General features: G+C 66.7%; 18 protein-coding genes and 1 pseudogene. 14 read left to right on the top strand and 5 right to left on the bottom strand.

Features of this window, described 5'->3' with window-relative positions; translation table 11 throughout:
- The first annotated feature begins 83 nt into the window (after nt 1-83).
- The 4 genes and pseudogenes from E2F46_RS07830 (at nt 84) to E2F46_RS17825 (ending at nt 2,826) form a co-directional block, all read left to right on the top strand.
- Nucleotides 84-329: a type II toxin-antitoxin system prevent-host-death family antitoxin gene (locus tag E2F46_RS07830; protein ID WP_133321517.1), complete on the top strand. Its 246-nt coding sequence runs from the start codon at nt 84-86 to the stop codon at nt 327-329.
- Complete coding sequence (locus E2F46_RS07825; protein ID WP_133321516.1) at nt 319-609, top strand: type II toxin-antitoxin system RelE family toxin; 291 nt, start codon at nt 319-321, stop codon at nt 607-609. Before E2F46_RS07830 ends, E2F46_RS07825 begins: the two co-directional genes overlap by 11 nt.
- Before the next feature lie 152 nt (nt 610-761).
- Nucleotides 762-1,481, top strand: a complete 720-nt coding sequence (locus tag E2F46_RS07820) for a hypothetical protein (protein WP_133321515.1) — start codon at nt 762-764, stop codon at nt 1,479-1,481.
- Nucleotides 1,482-1,655: 174 nt separating this feature from the next.
- Nucleotides 1,656-2,826 (top strand): annotated as a pseudogene (locus E2F46_RS17825) (AAA family ATPase).
- 61 nt (nt 2,827-2,887) lie between these two features.
- Here E2F46_RS17825 and E2F46_RS07810 read toward each other — a convergent pair.
- Nucleotides 2,888-3,757 carry a leucine-rich repeat domain-containing protein gene (locus E2F46_RS07810; protein WP_133321514.1) on the bottom strand — a complete coding sequence of 290 codons (870 nt, stop codon included), beginning with the start codon at nt 3,755-3,757 and terminating at the stop codon, nt 2,888-2,890.
- Nucleotides 3,758-4,046: 289 nt separating this feature from the next.
- Between E2F46_RS07810 and E2F46_RS07805 the strand changes: the two genes are divergently transcribed.
- From E2F46_RS07805 to E2F46_RS07785, 5 genes are all read left to right on the top strand, one after another.
- Nucleotides 4,047-5,609, top strand: coding sequence for a M20/M25/M40 family metallo-hydrolase (locus tag E2F46_RS07805; protein WP_133321513.1), 1,563 nt, complete (start codon nt 4,047-4,049; stop codon nt 5,607-5,609).
- 133 nt (nt 5,610-5,742) lie between these two features.
- Complete coding sequence (locus tag E2F46_RS07800) at nt 5,743-6,153, top strand: CopL family metal-binding regulatory protein (RefSeq protein ID WP_133321512.1); 411 nt, start codon at nt 5,743-5,745, stop codon at nt 6,151-6,153.
- A 106-nt stretch (nt 6,154-6,259) separates the two neighbouring features.
- Nucleotides 6,260-8,089, top strand: coding sequence for a copper resistance system multicopper oxidase (locus E2F46_RS07795; protein WP_133321511.1), 1,830 nt, complete (start codon nt 6,260-6,262; stop codon nt 8,087-8,089).
- Between the two features lie 296 nt (nt 8,090-8,385).
- On the top strand, nt 8,386-9,402 hold the full coding sequence (locus E2F46_RS07790; protein ID WP_133321601.1) for a copper resistance protein B: 1,017 nt from the start codon (nt 8,386-8,388) through the stop codon (nt 9,400-9,402).
- A gap of 130 nt (nt 9,403-9,532) precedes the next feature.
- Nucleotides 9,533-10,285, top strand: coding sequence for a glutaredoxin family protein (locus E2F46_RS07785; RefSeq protein WP_133321510.1), 753 nt, complete (start codon nt 9,533-9,535; stop codon nt 10,283-10,285).
- Between the two features lie 58 nt (nt 10,286-10,343).
- Here the strand turns inward: E2F46_RS07785 and E2F46_RS07780 are convergent, their stop codons facing one another.
- The 3 genes from E2F46_RS07780 to E2F46_RS07770 form a co-directional block, all read right to left on the bottom strand.
- The gene (locus E2F46_RS07780; RefSeq protein WP_133321509.1) at nt 10,344-10,949 is read right to left on the bottom strand and encodes a YdeI/OmpD-associated family protein; all 606 of its coding nucleotides are present in this window, start codon (nt 10,947-10,949) and stop codon (nt 10,344-10,346) included.
- Nucleotides 10,950-11,019: 70 nt separating this feature from the next.
- Nucleotides 11,020-11,430 carry an SRPBCC domain-containing protein gene (locus E2F46_RS07775; protein WP_133321508.1) on the bottom strand — a complete coding sequence of 137 codons (411 nt, stop codon included), beginning with the start codon at nt 11,428-11,430 and terminating at the stop codon, nt 11,020-11,022.
- 278 nt (nt 11,431-11,708) lie between these two features.
- Entirely contained in the window at nt 11,709-12,215 is a 507-nt protein-coding gene (locus E2F46_RS07770; RefSeq protein ID WP_133321507.1) for an alpha/beta hydrolase family protein, read from the bottom strand.
- 124 nt (nt 12,216-12,339) lie between these two features.
- Between E2F46_RS07770 and E2F46_RS07765 the strand changes: the two genes are divergently transcribed.
- From E2F46_RS07765 to E2F46_RS07755, 3 genes are all read left to right on the top strand, one after another.
- Nucleotides 12,340-12,579: a hypothetical protein gene (locus E2F46_RS07765; RefSeq protein ID WP_133321506.1), complete on the top strand. Its 240-nt coding sequence runs from the start codon at nt 12,340-12,342 to the stop codon at nt 12,577-12,579.
- A 351-nt stretch (nt 12,580-12,930) separates the two neighbouring features.
- Complete coding sequence (locus E2F46_RS07760) at nt 12,931-14,373, top strand: MATE family efflux transporter (RefSeq protein WP_133321505.1); 1,443 nt, start codon at nt 12,931-12,933, stop codon at nt 14,371-14,373.
- A 108-nt stretch (nt 14,374-14,481) separates the two neighbouring features.
- Nucleotides 14,482-15,366: an ATP-grasp domain-containing protein gene (locus E2F46_RS07755; RefSeq protein ID WP_133321504.1), complete on the top strand. Its 885-nt coding sequence runs from the start codon at nt 14,482-14,484 to the stop codon at nt 15,364-15,366.
- A gap of 101 nt (nt 15,367-15,467) precedes the next feature.
- Here E2F46_RS07755 and E2F46_RS07750 read toward each other — a convergent pair whose 3' ends face one another.
- Nucleotides 15,468-15,833 carry a DUF1428 domain-containing protein gene (locus E2F46_RS07750; protein WP_133321503.1) on the bottom strand — a complete coding sequence of 122 codons (366 nt, stop codon included), beginning with the start codon at nt 15,831-15,833 and terminating at the stop codon, nt 15,468-15,470.
- Between the two features lie 187 nt (nt 15,834-16,020).
- On the opposite strand from E2F46_RS07750, the gene E2F46_RS07745 reads away from it, so the two are divergent.
- Together E2F46_RS07745 and E2F46_RS07740 are read left to right on the top strand one after the other, a co-directional pair.
- A complete protein-coding gene (locus E2F46_RS07745) occupies nt 16,021-16,422 on the top strand; it encodes a DUF2177 family protein (RefSeq protein ID WP_133321502.1) in 402 nt (133 codons plus the stop codon).
- 219 nt (nt 16,423-16,641) lie between these two features.
- Nucleotides 16,642-17,793: a COG3904 family protein gene (locus E2F46_RS07740; RefSeq protein WP_133321501.1), complete on the top strand. Its 1,152-nt coding sequence runs from the start codon at nt 16,642-16,644 to the stop codon at nt 17,791-17,793.
- The last annotated feature ends 22 nt before the right edge of the window (nt 17,794-17,815 follow it).

Here is a 17,815-nt window from a genome sequence, read left to right as displayed (position 1 = left end):
CCGGTTTCAGTGACCCGGCTTATGGCCAGACTTGAAGTGGCGGTAGGTTGGTGCCATATTTGGCTCCGAATATGGAGCCGAAGATGGAACAGATCCTGTCCAGTGCTAGCGTCAGCATCACCGAGCTCAAGCGCAATCCCAGCGCGGTGATCGAGGCCGCCGACGACGAGGCCGTGGCCGTGCTGGTGCACAACAAGCCCTTGGCCTATCTGGTGCCGGCCGCCGCGTACAAGCGGCTGCTGGACCGGCTGGAAGACCTGGAACTTGCAGAATTGGTCCGCGCCCGTGCGAAGGAACGCCGGGTGAGGGTGGCGCTCGATGACCTATGAACTCGCGTTCGTCGAATCGGCACTGAAGGAATGGCGCAAGCTGGCCGCGCCGCTGCGCGAGCAGTTCAAGGCGAAACTGCGCGAGCGCCTTGTCAGGCCGCATGTCCCATCCGCACGCCTGCACGGCCTGCCGGACTGCTACAAGATCAAGCTGCGCGCGGCCGGTTATCGGCTGGTGTACCAGGTCGACGACAAGATCGTGCTGGTCACGGTGATTGCGGTGGGAAAGCGCAGCAAGTCGGACGTTTACCGGGCGGCGGAGGGAAGGGCGAAGCGGTAGTCTTTATCCTACAAGTGTATGCCGGCGAGTAGAAAGGATCGGGAGATGATTGCCTCTGTCCAATGGGCGTCGCTTTCTGGTGATTTTCCGCATGACGGTCCATTTCATTCGATGCCGCTTCGCGGCACGACTTGATACGAGAGTTAGGCGCCATGAGAACACTCGCGCTGGCATTGATGAGCTTCCTCGCGTTTTCGGCATACGGCTCGAGACCGTTGATGGGAGATGAGGCTATGGCCTGTATAAGCGGCGGAACGCCCGGTGAGGTGGGGGAGATGCATGGCGTCTCGTTCAACAATGGACACGAATTGGATGCTCTGCGTCCAGGTACGTTCGCCTCCGCAGTTGTCCTCAAGTCAGCAGAGCAACACAGTGCGGCATTCATGGTTGACGGTGTGATCACTCAGACCATCAGCTTCAGCTTCAACGACTCTCCCGGTCGAGATGTCTGTTTTCGTTACGACAACCACGAGAAGATTTGGTCGGTGAGCAAGACCGAGCGAAACTTCTGCCAAGGCTGCAATTCGGAAATCCAAGTGCGAATCGGCTTGTATCAATCAGAGCCATTCACGCTCAACGCTACCAATGCATCTGATCAGCCACACAGGCTGTACATGAGGGTTTTCCCTCGAAAGAAGATTGCATTGGTAATCTCACCCGCTACAGGTGAAGAGGTTAATCGGCAATTGCTTGAAGGCTCAGACATGGCTGGTGACAACTCTTATGTCGAGTCTGGCAGCGGCATTTCCTTCAACTCCGGACTAACGCAGCATACTGTCACCCCTTTCAAGGCAGGGTCCGTGAGATTGAGATCCGCGTATGCAAACGGCAACACTGAGGAGAGGGATCTTTCATTCGTGCCTATCGATTAATGAGAAAGGGAAATATGGAGTCGGGTTCATTTTTCTCGGCAAACGGGGTCGGGCCGCTGAAGGTGTAGGGTCATTTTATTGGTCGCTTAAGCGGGGCGTGACGGTCCAGTACGCTACGATCGATACGCCAGTTGAAGTTGCCAGTGGCGTGACACGGAAAGCCTTAGGGTCCGCATGCTCACCACCCTCGCCGTAGGCCATTACCGCTCCCTCCGCGAAGTCGTCGTCCCGATGGCGCGGCTCAACCTGGTCACCGGTGCGAACGGCAGCGGCAAGTCGAACCTCTACCGGGCGTTGCGGCTGCTTGCGGAGACGGCGCGTGGTGGCGTGGTGCCCGCGCTTGCCCGCGCTTGCCCGCGAGGGTGGGTCGCGCTCGACGCTGTGGGCCGGCCCGGAAGTCCTGACGCGTGCCATGCGCTGCGGCGACGCGGCGGTGCAGGGCACGGTGCGCCAGCAGTCCGTGGCGCTGCGGCTAGGCTTCGCCAGCGACGAGTTCGGTTACGCGATCGACCTGGGCCTGCCGATCCCGTCGGCATCCGCGTTTTCCCTGGACCCGGAGATCAAGCGCGAGGTGATCTGGAGCGGGCCGTTCCTGCGCAGCGGCAACGTGCTGGTCGAGCGGCGCGGGCCCATGGCCAAGGCGGCCGAAGGCCGCGGGTGGCGGGCGGTCGCGGAGCATCTGAACGCGTTCGACAGCCTGTTCGACCAGCTGGCGGACCCGCAGGCCGCGCCCGAGGCCATGGTGTTGCGCGAACGCATCCGCGGCTGGCGCTTCTACGACCATTTCCGCTCGGACCACCAGGCCCCGGCCCGGCTGCCGCAGCTGGGCACCCGCACGCCGGTGCTCAGCCACGATGGCCACGACCTGGCCGCGGCCTGGCAGACCATCCGCGAGATCGGCGACGCCGAGGCGCTCGCGGCGGCGGTGGACGATGCCTTCCCCGGCGCGAGCGTGGAGATCGGGATGGACGACGCACGGTTCCAGCTGCGCTTCCTGCAGGATGGCCTGCTGCGCCCGCTGTCCGCCGCCGAACTGTCGGACGGCACGCTGCGCTACCTGCTCTGGATCGCCGCGCTGCACACCCCGCGCCCGCCGGAACTGATGGTGCTCAACGAGCCCGAGACCAGCCTGCACCCCGACCTGCTGCCCGCGCTGGCGCGGCTGATCGCTGCGGCCTCGCGCCGCTGCCAGGTCTGGGTGGTCTCGCACGCCTCGCGCCTGATCGCCGCGCTGCGCGAACAGCCCGAGTGCAACGAGATCGCACTGGAGAAATCGCTCAGCGAGACCCGGGTGGCGGGGCAGGGCCTGCTCGACGTGCCTGCATGGCACTGGCCGGAGCGGTAGGCTGCAGATTCCGCTGCCCTGTGGTTCGGACGGCTAGTCCCTTGATGGCCAACGTCCCCGGTCAGGTCAATCTCGGCAGGATCGCCTGGATATCCTTGACTCTCGGATTGTAATGTCGACGATCCTGCATTCTTAGCTCGTGCAAGCGAGGAAGCTCCAGAAGTGGTGTCAAATCGCCATCCTTGATGTTGGTTGTTCCGAAGAGGTAGAGGGTTTCCAGCCGTGCAAGGTTGCGAATCGAACTCAGCGAATCGATCTCCCCGCACTCGCTGAAGTTCAGGCTCTTCAATCCGAGGCAGCAGGAAATGTCGCTGATGCTGGACAGACGACCGCATGACTGGAGCTCCAGGCTCTCAATAGTCTCGACATCCTTCAGGGCGCCAGTATCGTCAAGTTGTCCAGCGGAAAAAATCGAAAGCTCCTTGATGTTATGCAGTTCAGCCAGGCCGTCCAGCGAGCGGAGTCTCGGCTTGTCCTTCATCGTCATCCCGACCAGGCGACTGAGGGACGACAACGGTGAGATGTCTGGGCGGTCGTACCGAAGCAAGAACAAGTACCGAAGGCGTCTTGCGCCGGCGATGGAGTCTTTCACCTGCGCCCAGTCCGCCCCGAGGCTGGTTAATAACTCCAGCCTCGAAAGATCAAGAGTGAGAGAAGGGTTGGTAGTCAACTCCAGCAACTGCAACGTTGGGGCCAAACTATAGATTGGCTCAAGGTCCTTGACCCCGCGGTCCAGAATGACTAGCTGTCGGATCGGCAAGTTGCGCAAGAAGTCCAGGCTTGGTTCGTTGAATCCCAACGCGTAGTTCAAGACCAATCTATCTGCTTCACCCGTCAATAAGGCTCTTTCTGCGGCGGCAGACCAAGGGCCGGTGACCACGAGCTCGAGGTCTTCCTGGCGTGCTCGGATCGCGTAATGATCGCTGGTCACGGTCTTTATGGCTGGTAAGGCATTGGGTGGAGTTTCAACTGATCGATCATTCTGGTGATAGTGATTGCACATCGCTGCCATGGCCAGCGTCGCACCATCACTATCATGTCACCGTCGTTGACCGGCATGTAGTGTCATCGCTTGTCGCGTCTCCTTGCCCGTCATCCCCCTCGCAGCTGGGGAAAAGGGGTCTGGTTCATTTTTCTAAGCTGACCGTTTGTATAGCGCAGCGGTCCGTCCATAGCTGTTGTATGGTCCATCCCACTTGTTGCTGATCCGGAGACCGGGGATGACCGTTTCGCGCCTGTTGCCGTGCCTGCTGGCATCGTTGCTTGTCCTGTCCATGCATGCGGCCGGGGCTTCCGACTCGCCGCGACCCACGTATGCGTGGTCGACCGACGAGGTTTACGACGCGGCCGCCATTCCCGCATACGCCGGCACGCACGAGGCGGTCTACGCGCGCATCGATGCCGACCTGGACGCGCATGTCGCGCACCTGCAGCGCTGGGTGCGGCAGCGCTCGATCAGCGCCCAGGACGACGGCATCCGCGATATGGCCGGCCTGTTGGCCGACGACCTGCGTGCGCTGGGTTTCGCCGAGGTGGAGGTGGTGGACACGCCGGGGCATCCGGGCGTGCTGGGCTGGTACGACGCCGGGGCGGAGCGCACGCTGGTGGTGTACATGATGTACGACGTGCAGCCGATCGAGCCCAACTGGCGCATCGACGATCCGTTCGCGGGCGAGCTGGTCGAGCACGAACTGGGCACGGTGCTGATGGCGCGCGGCGCGACCAACCAGAAGGGGCCGCAGCGCGCCTTCCTCAATGCGCTGGACGCGATGATCGCCACCACCGGCACGCTGCCGGTCAACCTGTACGTGGTGGCCGAGGGCGAGGAAGAGCTCGGCTCGCCCAATTTCGGCGACGTGATCGCGCCCTGGCGCGAGCGCCTGCGCCAGGCCGACGGCGCGTTCTTCCCGATGAACATCCAGACGCCGGACGGCAAGGCGTCGCTCAACCTGGGCGTGAAGGGCATCGTGTATTTCGAGATGGAAGCGAAGGGCGGCGAGTGGGGCGGCCCGTCGAAAGCGGAGGTCCACGGCTCGCTGAAGGCGCTGGTGGATTCGCCGACGCTGCGGCTGGTGCAGGCCATCGCGTCGATGACCACGCCGGACGGCAATACCATCGTGATCCCCGGTTACTACGATGCGGTCACCGCGCCCACCGCCGAGCAGCAGCGGCTGGTGAATGCGCTGGCGCGCGACGCCGACGATGCCGCCATGCAGCGTGCGTTCGCCGTGTCGCGCTGGATCGGCGGCATGGAAGGCCGCGAGGCGATCGTGCGCAACCTGTTCGATCCCACGTTCAACGTGGACGGGCTGTGGAGCGGCTATACCGGCGAGGGCGTGAAGACCATCCTGCCGCACATGGCGACGGCGAAGGTCGATTCGCGCCTGCCGCCGGGGCTGGAGCCGGACGACGCCTACCGCATGATCCGCAGCCATCTGGACGCGAACGGCTTCAACGAAATCGAGATCCGGCCGATGTCCGGCTACCCGGCAGCATCCACGTCGGTCGAAGCACCGCTGGTGCAGGCGCTCCTGGGCGTGTTCAACAAGTACGGCGTGCAGACGCGCGTGTCGCCCTGGCTGGCCGGCAGCGCGCCGTTCTACCAGTTCACGCGCACGCTGGGCCTGCCGTTCGTGTTCGGCGGCCTGGGCCACGGCTCCGGCGCGCACGCCCCGGACGAGTACATGCTGATCCACCCCGCCGAAGGCGTGGGCGCGGCGGGGCTGGCCGACATCGAGAAGTCCTACGTCGACATCCTGCACGCGCTGGCCGACGGGTTCTGATGCAATGTGTTGAGCGTGGTGTCGCGCGCCTTGCGGAAGGCGGGTTGAACCCGCCCTATGCGAGGTGATGCCTCGCAGCCGCTGCCTCGGCTATCATCTGGCCTTCGCTTGAAGGTTGTTCCGGCCCATCCGCGTGAAATCCCTCGTCCTGCGCCTGCTGCTCTGCGCGACCCTGCTGTTCAACGGCATGGCGTCGGCGGTCGCGTCCGCGCACGTGGCGATGATGGCCCTGGACGCCGGGGCCATGGCCGAGGCAGCGCAGCCTGAAGGCCACGACATGGGCGTTGACTGTCCGCATGCGGCGATGCAGGCCGCGGCGACGCAGGCAAGTCCCTCGCATGCCGCGCCCGCGTCGCCCGCTGGCGTGGACACCGACTGCCTGCAGCAATGCATCGATGTCTGCCTGCAGCATTGCCAGGCCATGATCACGGCGATGCCCGCCGTGGCCACTGCGCCGCACGCTGCCGCCGTGCCGATGCCCGCGCCGGCCGGGCAGGCCGCGCCGATGCGGCACCCCCTGTTGCGACCTCCGATCGCCGGCTGACACGCTGGCCGCCACGGCGGCCTTAGCCCCTGCACGCGCGATGTCCGCGCGTGCCGTCATTCCAGATTGCGATTGCCGCGCCGCGTGCCGGCATCAGGAGTCCACCATGCAACACCACCCCTTCCGCGGGGCGCGCGACGGGCAGCTGTCGCGGCGCCGCTTCGTCCAGGGCCTGGCCCTGGGCGGGCTGGCGCTCGGCACCGCCGGCCTGCGCCTGCCGGCCTTCGCCGCCGACAGTGACGCGCGCACCGGACCGAACGTGCTCCGCGGCACCGAGTTCGAGCTGTCCATCGGCACCTCGCCGGTCAACTTCACCGGGCGTACGCGGCCGGCGATGACCATCAACGGCAGCCTGCCCGCACCCATCCTGCGCTGGCGCCAGGGCGACACCGTCACCCTGCGCGTGGCCAACCGGCTGCCCGATGCGATGACGTCGCTGCACTGGCACGGCATCATCCTGCCGGCCAACATGGACGGCGTGCCGGGACTGAGCTTCAACGGCATCCATCCCGGCGAAACCTTCCAGTACCGTTTCACGCTGGGGCAGTCCGGCACGTACTGGTACCACAGCCATTCGCTGTTCCAGGAACAGGCCGGGCTGTACGGCGCGCTGATCGTCGATCCCGTCGAACCGCTGCCGTACAGCTGGGACCGCGAACACGTGGTGCTGCTGTCCGACTGGACCGACCTCGACCCCGGCCGGTTGTTCCGCCGGCTCAAGCAGTACGCCGAGTACGACAACTACTACAAGCCGACCGTCGGCGATTTCTTCCGCGACGTGCGCCGCGATGGCTGGCGCGCCACCGTGGCCGACCGCAAGGCCTGGGGCCGGATGCGGATGACGCCGACCGACCTGTCCGACGTCAACGCGCATACCTACACCTACCTGATGAACGGCACCACGCCCGCGGGCAACTGGACCGGCCTGTTCCGCAGCGGCGAGAAGGTGCTGCTGCGTTTCATCAACGGCTCGGCGATGAGCTACTTCGACGTGCGCATCCCGGGCCTGAAGATGACCGTGGTGGCGGCCGACGGCCTGCCGGTGCACCCGGTCAGCGTGGACGAGTTCCGCATCGCGGTGGCCGAGACCTTCGACGTGATCGTCGAGCCGTCCGGACAGGACGCCTACACCATCTACGCGCAGGACATGGGCCGCACCGGCCACGCGCGCGGCACGCTGGCCGTGCGCGCGGGGCTGGAAGCGCCGGTACCGGCGAACGACCCGCGCCCGCTGCTGACCATGGACGACATGGGCCATGGCGGCCATGGCGGCCACGGCGGCCACGGCGCGCATGGTGCGCACGGTGCCCCAGCCGTGCACGGCGGAAACGATGCGCATGCCGGCCATGGTGCGCACGACGCGCACGCAGGCCACGACATGCCTGCGGGCCATGGCGCGCACGGCGCGGGCATGCAGGCGCATCCGGCCAGCGAAACGCGCAATCCGCTGGTGGACATGCAGACCATGACGCCCACGCACCGGCTGGACGATCCGGGCATCGGGCTGCGCGACAACGGCCGCCGCGTGTTGACCTATGCCGACCTGCACAGCGTGGCCGGGGACGAGGACGGCCGCGACCCCGGCCGCGACGTCGAACTGCACCTCACCGGGCACATGGAGAAGTTCGCGTGGTCGTTCGACGGCATCCCCTTCGCGGGCGCCGAACCGTTGCGGCTGAACTACGGCGAGCGGATGCGCATCGTGCTGGTCAACGACACCATGATGGCGCACCCGATCCACCTGCACGGCATGTGGAGCGACGTGGAGGATGCCGATGGCAATTTCAGGGTGCGCAAGCACACCGTGGACATGCCGCCGGGCAGCAAGCGCAGTTTCCGCGTGCGCGCCGACGCCCTCGGCCGCTGGGCGTTCCATTGCCACCTGCTGTACCACATGGAAGCGGGCATGATGCGCGAAGTGAGGGTGGAAGCATGAAGCACCTCATCCCCGGCCTGGTCTTCGTCATCGCGATCGGCATGGCGCCGGCAGCGGACTCGCAAGCACAGTCGCCCCCGGCGGCGCCTGCCTGCACTGCCGAGCATGCAGCGATGGGGCATTGCGCGTTGCCCGATGCGCCGGTGCAGAGGCATGGGCAACACCAACCAGCTTCGTCCGGTTGCACGCCGGAACACGCGGCGATGGGACACTGCACGTTGCCGGAAGCACCGAAGGCGTCGCACGGCCAGCATCAACAACCGGGCGCGACTGGTTGCACGCCGGAGCATGCGGCGATGGGGCACTGCACGTTGCCCGACGCGTCGGTGCAGGCGCATGGGCAACACGAACCGGCATCGTCCCGCTGCACGCCCGAACACGCGGCAATGGGACATTGCCAGTTGTCGGAAGCCGAAAATCCGTTGCATGAGTGGCATGCGGAACCGGATGCATTTCCCTGCACGCCAGAGCACGCGGCGATGGGCCACTGCACCTTGCCCGATGCGCCGGTGCAAACGCAGGGGCAACATGGCCCGGTGTCCTCCGGCTGCACGCCGGAGCACGCCGCGATGGGGCATTGCCGCATGGAAGCGCCACGTGAGCCGCGCACGCCGATCCCGGTGCCCACCGAGGCGGATATCGCGGCAGCCTTCCCGGCGCTGCACCACCACTCGATGGAACATGCCTCGCCCGTCAACTACATGGTCCTGTTCGATCGCCTCGAAGCCTGGGACGCCGATGACGGCAGTGGCCAGGGTTGGGAGGCGATTGCGTGGATCGGTACCGACCTCGACCGCCTGTGGCTGCGCAGCGGTGGCGAGCGCGAGGGTGGGCGCACCGGTACGTTCGATGTCGAGGCGCTGTACGGCCGCAGCGTGCTGCCATGGTGGGACGTGGTGGCAGGCGTGCGGCAGGAGCTGCGCCCGCGTTCGCGCACCTGGGCGGCACTCGGCGTGCAGGGCCTGGCACCGTACATGTTCGAGGTGTCGGCGACGGCCTATGCCGGTAGCGGTGGACAGGTGCAGGTCAAGGTCGAGGCGGAATACGACATGCGTTTCACCAACCGCCTGATCCTCCAGCCCGTGTTCGAAGCCTCGGTCGCGCTGAAGGACGAACCGATGGAAGGCATCGGTTCCGGGCTTGGCGGCATCGAGGCCGGCCTGCGCCTGCGCTACGAGATCAGCCGGCGCTTCGCGCCGTACATCGGCGTGGTGCACGAACGCGCCTATGGCAACACCGCCGACTACCTGCGTGCCGCGGGCGGACACGCACGCGACACGCGAGTGGTGGCCGGTGTGCGGCTGTGGTTCTGATGCGCGCGATCATCAATGGCGGTCCGGGACGCCGTTCGTCGGACGGCTGCGGGCGGGGTGACGCATTCGACAGGGTTGGCACCGGGCACTGCGTAAGGTGCTGGATGTCCGTGGCACAACGGGAGCTACGATGAATGCAGAAGCCAGGAAACGCGCGACGGTGTACCGGCTCGTCACCAGCGAGCACCTCTGCCCGTGGGGCCTGAAAGTCGTGGATCTGCTGCGGCGCGAAGGCTTCGAGGTGGATGATCGCCATCTCGCCGACAGTGCGCGGAACCAGGCGTTCAAGGCCGAGCATGGCGTCAGCACCACGCCGCAGGTCTTCATCGATGGCGAGCGCGTTGGTGGGTATGAGGACTTGCGACGGCATCTGGGGCTGCCGCTGCGCGACCCCAAGGCGACCAGCTACCAGCCGGTCATCGCGCTGTTCGCGATGACGGCGCTGATGGCGCTGGCGATGAGCCATGTCGTGCACGGCACGCCGTTCACCGGACAGGCCGTTGCATGGTTCATCGCGCTGAGCATGTGCGTGCTGGCGCTGCTGAAGCTGCAGGACCTGCATGCGTTCTCGACGATGTTCCTCGGCTACGACCTGCTGGCACGGCGCTGGGTGCCCTATTCGTATGTCTATCCGTTCGCCGAAGGGCTGGCCGGCGTACTGATGCTGGCCGGTGCGCTGGCGTGGCTCTCGGCGCCGCTGGCGTTGTTCATTGGTGGCGTGGGCGCGGTCTCGGTGTTCAAGGCCGTTTACGTGGACAAGCGCGACATCAAGTGCGCGTGCGTCGGCGGCGGCAGCCGGGTACCGCTCGGGTTCGTATCCTTGTCCGAAAACCTGATGATGGTCGGCATGGCGGCGTGGATGCTGTGGTTCCACATCGCCTGAGCGGCATCCCGGGCAGGGCGGTGGATGGCGTCGGGCCGTGCCGATCGTATCGGCACCATCAGCACTTCTCGTACTTCCAGTTCCGCGCCTTGCCTTCGGCGATCCATTCCACCGCTTGCGTGATGCGCCGTTCGCGCGTGGCGGGTTGTTTGGCTTCGACGATCCATTCCACGTAGTCGCGCTGCTTGCCCGGCGGGAACGCCGCGAAGTGGCGTTTGGCGGCGGCATCCTCCGCCAGGGCACGGGTGAAGTCTTCCGGTGCCGGCAACGCCGGCTTCGGCGCGGCGCGCTTGCTGCGCGGCAGGGTGGCGCCGCCGTCGATGGCCTTCGCCGCCTTGCGCAGTTGCGCGACCAGGGTGCGCCTGGCGGGCAGGTCGGGCAGTGCGGTGATACGGCCGTAGTGGCCCATGGCTTCGCCGCGTTTGCCGGCGTCGCCGTCGCTGGCATCCAGCATCGGCACGGCGAAGGCGACGTGCTGCTTGAACGCGGCCATGCCGGCGAGGATCTTTCCGCCGTGCGTGAAATGCGGGGCGCTCCATTTCAACGTTTCTTCCGCGCCAGGGCAGGCTTCATGCACCACCGCGCGCAGGTGTTCCAGGATGGGCCGCGCGAACGGGGCGGCCTTGGCGATGTAGGCATCGATGCGGGCATCACGCGTACTCATGGCAGGAGCGTCCGTGGTTGGCAGGCGGCATGATGCGCGTCGATGCCGGCCGCCGCCAGCGCCGGCGACGTCATGCGCAGGCTTCCGCATGGCGACCGAACCGTTCCAGGATCGCCTGCCAGCCTTCCTGCTGGTACTCGGCGGGATAGTCGCGATCCGGATCGAAGGCCACGCGCACGCGGACCGCATCGCCCTCCGGTTCGAAACGCACCGTCACTTCGCGACCGTCCGGCATGCGGTATTCGACCAGTTCGTGCGGCAGCACGCGGGTGTAGGTGCCTTCGAAATCGAAGCCCATGCTGCCGTCCTTCGCCTCCATGCGCGTACTGAACGTACCGCCCTCGCGCAGGTCCACGCGGCTGGTGGGCGAGTGCCAGTCGTCGGAAGCGGCATTCCAGCGCACGATGTGCGCCGGCGTGTTGTAGACGTGCCAGGCGTGCGCGGGGTCTGTCTGGACGAGGGTTTCGACGATGATCTTCATCGGGCGCTCCGGTTGCATCTGGGCATGGCGGCGCGTTCGCGCGCTGCCGGGGTGGCGACGAACCGGAGTGCGACGGATCGACATGCCGCTGCCCGCGGCATGCAGGGCGGCGCAACGGGCCGAGGCGTCGTTCAATCGCCCGTGCCGTGCCAGTCGTGGCTGAAGAACGCCTTGAGCCATGCGTTGCCGCGGTACGGCCAGGCATGGCCGGTGTCGTACAGGCCGAAGGCGAACGCCGCGCCTCCCGGCGCGGGTGGTTGCAGCTTGCAGCAGTCCAGCTAGTCGGCAAGCGGACCTTGCGTGCGGTTGTGGCGGACCAGTGCCTGCACGGGGTTCGCCCAATGCCCGCGATCGGCGGGGTTTTCGCCGCGGCCATCGAGATACAGCACCGGGCGAGGCGGCGAGTCGCTGGCGAAATCCGGCCGCACGGTGCCGATCACCGCGAATGCCGCGAATGCATCGGGCCGCGCGTCCATCAGCACGAACTGGAACCGGCCACCATCGGAGAAACCGGCGGCAGACGTGCGTCCTGGCTGCACGCCGTAGCGATCCTGCAGGTCTTCGAGCAGGCGATCGACCAGCTTGAGGTCGCGGTCGTCGGGTTCGCCGCCATGCCCTTGCCAACCGCGCATTCCGGAGGAGGGCGTCGGTTCGCCACGCGGGTAGGCGACGATGGCCTGTGGCCAGTCGGGATGCAATTGCACGGCCTCGGCGAAGGTGGTGCTGTCGTCGCCGTGGCCATGGAACAGGACGGCCAGGGCCGGCGGGCGGGTGCGGGCGTTCATCGGGGCGCGTGGCATCGTCGGCACCGTCACCGGCCCGGGCCATGGTTCAAGGGATGCTTTCACGTCGCGCATTCATGCTTGGCGCGATGATGGAGACACGACTGGATATGCGGGAACCACGCACATGAGTGGACAAGGTTCGGCGGGCAACGTGATCGCGGCCATCTGCAGTTTCTTCATCCCCGGGTTGGGCCAGCTGGTGCAGGGTCGGGTGCTGTCGGCCGTGTTGTGGTTCGTGGCCGCGTGCATCGCCGGTGCGGTGACCTGGCTGCTGACGCTGTCGCTGTTCCCGTTCGGCTGGTTCGTGGTGAGCGTATTCGCGTGTATCAATGCGGCGCTGTATCGCAGGCCTGGCGTGGTCTGAGGACCGAGCGGTTCACCTGGTCCGTGATGCCCGATGCCTCAGGCGCCATCCCCACGCGGGCGGGGATCCATGGACGCTGCGCACCGGGCGGTAACGAGGGTGGGTCCCGTCGTTCGCCGGGATGATGGTGGCCGGCTTGTGATCGCGGTTCCCACGCAGGCGGGAAGCGCTTCGAGGCGGCGCTGGCGCTGGCCATCCGCGGGTGTGGCAACCGGAGGCCAAGCGGCACGCAAGCGCCTCATCGCCATCTTCCGGTTTGTCGAATCCGGAAAGTCCTGATCGTCGTGTCCGGGAGCACGGGCGCCCTGCGTCGCTGCTACCATCCCGCCCGCGCGGCGACAAGGACACGGCATGAGTACGGAACAGACCGGCGGCGGGGACGCGGCCACGGCGGCGATGCCCGCACCCCCGGCGTCGGCCTGGGCCGCGTTGCGCGATGCCATCCGCGGCACCAATGCCGACTACACCCGCATCCCGCTGCGCCGCGCGGTGTTCCTGCTGTCGGTGCCGATGGTGCTGGAGCTGGTGCTGGAAGCCACCTTCGCGGTGGTGGACATCTTCTTCGTGGGCAAGCTCGGCTCGTCTGCCGTGGCGACGGTGGGTCTGACCGAAACCTTCCTGTTCCTGCTGTACTCCATCGCGATGGGGCTGGCGATGGCGGTGACGGCGGTGGTGGCGCGTCGCGTCGGCGAGGACAGGCGCGAGGAAGCATCGATCTCCGCGGTGCAGGCGATCTGGATCGCGGTCCTGGTGTCGATGCCATTCGCCGTGATCGGCATCGTCTGGGCGCAGGACCTGTTGCGGCTGATGGGCGCGGATGCCTGGACCCTGGAGCACGGCTACCGCTATACGCAATGGATGCTGGGCGGGAACGCGGTGATCATGCTGCTGTTCGTGATCAATGCGATCTTCCGCGGCGCCGGCGATGCGGCCATCGCGATGCGCGTGCTGTGGGTGGCCAACGGCCTGAACATCGTGCTCGACCCGATCCTGATCTTCGGCCTGGGCCCGATCCCGGCGATGGGCATCGAGGGCGCGGCCATCGCCACCAACATCGGCCGTGGCGTAGGCGTGCTGATGCAGCTGTGGATCCTGTTCCGCGGCGGCAAGCACATCCGCGTGCTGGGCTCTCAGCTGGCGCTGCACGTGGGGGTGCTGTGGAACATCCTGCGCACCTCGTTCGGCGGCATCGGCCAGATGATCGTGGCGATGACGGCGTGGATCTTCCTGATGCGCATCCTGGCCAGCATCGGCAGCGAGGCGGTGGCCGGAGCGACGATTGCCATCCGCGTCATGATGTTCACGCTGATGCCGGCCTGGGGCATGTCCAATGCCGCGGCCACGCTGGTCGGCCAGAACCTTGGCGCCGGGCAGGCTGCGCGCGCCGAATCGGCGGTGTGGCATATCGGCTGGTACAACATGGCCTACACGGTGTGCGTGTCGCTGGCGTTCTTCCTGTTCCACGACCCGATCGTGGCGATCTTCAGCGACGATCCGCGCGTCATCGCCATCGGCGGCGAGTGGCTGCGCATCCTGTCGTACTCGTTGTTCGTGTACGGCTGGTGGATGGTGGCCGTGCAGGCGTTCAACGGCGCCGGCGATACGGTCACCCCCACCAAGATCAACCTGGTGTTCTTCTGGCTGATCCAGATCCCGCTGTGCTGGTGGCTTGCGATGGGGCTGGGCTGGCAGCACAGCGGCGTGTTCTGGGGCGTGTTCGTATCCGAGACGGCGGTGGGCCTGTTCACGCTGTGGTTGTTCACCCGCGGACGCTGGAAGACCGCGGTGGTGTGATCGCGGCGTGCGCTGCGCGCCGCCGCCGCTCGTTGCCTGCGTCGTCGCATTTCGGCGCGAGTGTCGTCGGATCGGCGATACTGCGCGTCAGCCACGCGCGGAGCGCCCATGTCCGAGATCGCCATACTCACGCCGGATCCCGCCATCAAGGATGCCGAGGGGCCGTGGCGCAGGGTGCTGGAACGGCTGCAACGCGCGCTGTCGCTGGAAGGCATCATCGCCACGCCCACGCCATGGACGGGGCATGTCGACAGCGCCGACGGCCTGCGTGCCTACGCGCGGGTGCTGCCACTGCTGTGCTGGGGCTACCACCAGGACCACGCGCGCTGGCTGCGCGCCTGCGGCGCCTGGGAGGCCGCAGGCCTCGCGATGTCGAACGCGGCCAGTGTGCTGGCGTGGAATTCCGACAAGCGCTACCTCGCGGAACTCGCCGCGCGCGGCGTGCCGCTGCCGTACACGCAGTGGACCGATGCGCTGACCCGTGCGCAGATCGAAGAGGCCTTCGACGAAACCGGGGCCGACGAACTGATCGTCAAGCCGTCGGTCTCGGGTGGCGCGTGGAAGACCCGACGCCTTCGTCGCGGTGATCCCGCGATCGAGGCCGCGCTACGGGAAGCCGAGGGCATGACCATGCTGGTCCAGCCCTACCTGCCGGAAATCGCCAGCGCAGGCGAGACATCCCTGCTGTTCTTCGGCGGTCGCCTGAGCCACGTGGTCAACAAGCGGCCGGTGCCCGGCGATTTCCGCGTGCAGGAAGAACACGGCGGGCGGTACACCGTACTGCTGGAACCGCCCAAGGGCGCGTTGGCGCTGGCGGAACAGACGCTGGCGGCCATCGACGCACCGCTGCTGTACGCACGCATCGATGTGGTGCCAGCCGCGGATGGCGGCTGGTGGCTGATGGAGGCCGAGCTGATCGAACCCGACTTCTACCTCGGCGTCGATCCACAGGCAGGGGCGGGATTCGCCAGGGCATTGGGCGCATTGCTCTGATCCCGAATGCCGCGCACCCGCACGCCCGGGACGTGCGCCCCGACGCTTGCGCGTACGACGCTGTAGCCGGTGTGCAGTGCGCAGTTTCACCCGGGTTGGAATCAGCTCAGATCGAACACGTTGTCGAAGCCGCCGAAGATCATCCGCTTGCCGTCGAACGGCATCGGCGGGTTGTCGGGATTGGACGGGTCCATCCGCGGGTCTTCCATCATCTTCTTCATGCCGGCATCGCGCGTGGCCTTGTCGGGCCACTCGACGAAGGAAAACACCACGGTCTCGTCGGCGGTGGCTTTCACCGCGCCGCGGAAATCCGTGACCTTGCCGTCGGGCACATCGTCGCCCCAGTTCTCCACGACGCGGAGCGCGCCGAATTCGATGAACACCGGGTTGAACTGGGTGGCGTGGTCGATGAACTGCTGCTTGTTGGCCGTGGGAACGGCAATGACGAAACCGTCGAAATAGGACATGGCGCAGGACTCCTGTTGAAGGGTGGCTAGGGCCCGGTTGTGGCGGTACCTGCCAGGGCGACGAACGGGCGGGGCATGGATCGACATGCCGACTGGATGGCCAGCGTCCGCCGTGGGGAATTAACGCGGCGTCGACGCGGCAGCGGCGGACAATGCGACCCTCCGCCGCTGCCCACGGGAATGGCCCATGTGGCTCAAGCTCTACCTGATCGCCTTGCCCGTCTTCCTCGCGCTGGACGGGCTGTGGCTGGGCGTGGTTTCGCGGAAGTTCTACCGCAGCCAGATCGGCTGGCTGCTGGCGGACAAACCCAACTGGCTGGCGGCGGGGCTGTTCTACGCGCTGTTCGTGGCCGGGATCGTGTTCTTCGTGGTGCAACCGGCACTGGCGAAGGAGTCCGGGCGGCACGCCCTGTTCGCCGGCGCGTTCTTCGGGCTGGTCACCTATGCCGCTTATGACCTGACCAACCAGGCCCTGACCCGTGACTGGCCGGTGCTGGTGACCGTGGTGGACCTGGCCTGGGGCATGGTGCTGTGCGCGACGGTGTCGGTGGCCACCTTCCTGCTGGCCAGGGCCTTTTTCCACCCCTGATGCCCAGGGGCGGCATGTGCCGACCGCTTCGACAGGCTCTGGAATCTCCGCCCGGGGCGGATGCCCGCGTCCACCAGGCAGCGCGGCTGATCGACCGCTGGAGCGGCGGGGCATGGGCTCCGGCCTGCACGGGTTGAGTTCATCCCGCGTTCGGCTCGCGCACGGGCGCGCCACTACACTTGTGGCCAACCCAGCCGACGTCCGAGGACCGCGTTTCCGATGCTTGCCCGCTGCCTGCTTCCGTCGCTGCTGTGTGCCGTCGCGGTGGGCTGCCAGGTGCAGCAGGAAGCCGTGCCGGTTGTCGCTGAAACCGTCGAGGTGGCCAGCCCGGAAGATGGCGGTGCGGTCAGTACCGCGCCGGTCGAGCCCGTCAACGGCGCGCAGCCCAATGGCGTGTCGAAGCCGCAGCCGGGCGTACCGCTACCGATGGATTGGGCACCGTTGGAGCTCGCTTCCGGGACCGCGCGGATCAGTTGCGAGCTGGATTACGCGGCCGGCGACGGCGAACCGTTGCCGGGGCTGGAGCGGGAGACCGTCGATGCCGCGCTGTCGCCTTGCATGGAGCGCGGCGTGCTGCGGCTGCGCTACGAAGGCAAGATCGCGGCGGATTTCACCGCACTGATGCAGCGCGTGGCGCTGGTGGCCGACGACCTCGGCGTGGACAAACGCGTGCTGGACATCGACTCCAGCGGCGGCATGGTGGAAGACGCGATCCGAGCCGGCGATGCCATCGGCGGCTCGCGCTGGACCATCTGGGTACGCGAAGGTTCTGTGTGCCACAGTTCCTGCGTCTTCGTGCTGGGCGCGGGCGACGTGCGCATGATCAGCGGCCGCGTCGGCATCCATCGCATCATCCGCATGAGTTCGACGGCGACCACGCGCGTCGAACTGAACACCGAACTGCGCGCGGTCTACGGCCGCGTACGCGATTACTTCGAGCGCAACGGCGTGGCGACGGCGGTGGCCGACCTGATGATGGCCGTGCCCAACCGCAACCTCCGGCTGCTGACGCCGCAGGAGTTGCAGGAGTACGGACTGGACGGCATCAACCCGGTGCAGGACGACCTGGATCGACTGGCGTTGATGCGCAAGTGCGGGCAGGATTTCGTGGCGCGGCGCGACGCCTTCGTGCGTGCGTTCGACACGCGCTGCAAGCGTCCCGACCTCGAACTCGATGCACTCAATGCCTGCGGCGTCGAACTGCGCGCGGACTTCGGCTTCCCCGATAGCGCCTGCCCGGCGGAAAGCCCGCTGTCGGAGTTCGACAGCGTGGCCGATGTGTTTTCGACACCCGGCGCCGATGCGGCGCAACAGGGCTCGGCGAGCGTCGACGCGGGTGCCGGCGTCTCTTCGCCGGCCGGCGGCGGCTGAACCGTCGCCAGCCGCGCCTGTG

The sequence above is a fragment of the Luteimonas aestuarii genome (assembly GCF_004357985.1).
GTDB lineage: Bacteria > Pseudomonadota > Gammaproteobacteria > Xanthomonadales > Xanthomonadaceae > Luteimonas > Luteimonas aestuarii.
This window is presented reverse-complemented; position numbering and strand designations above follow the sequence as displayed.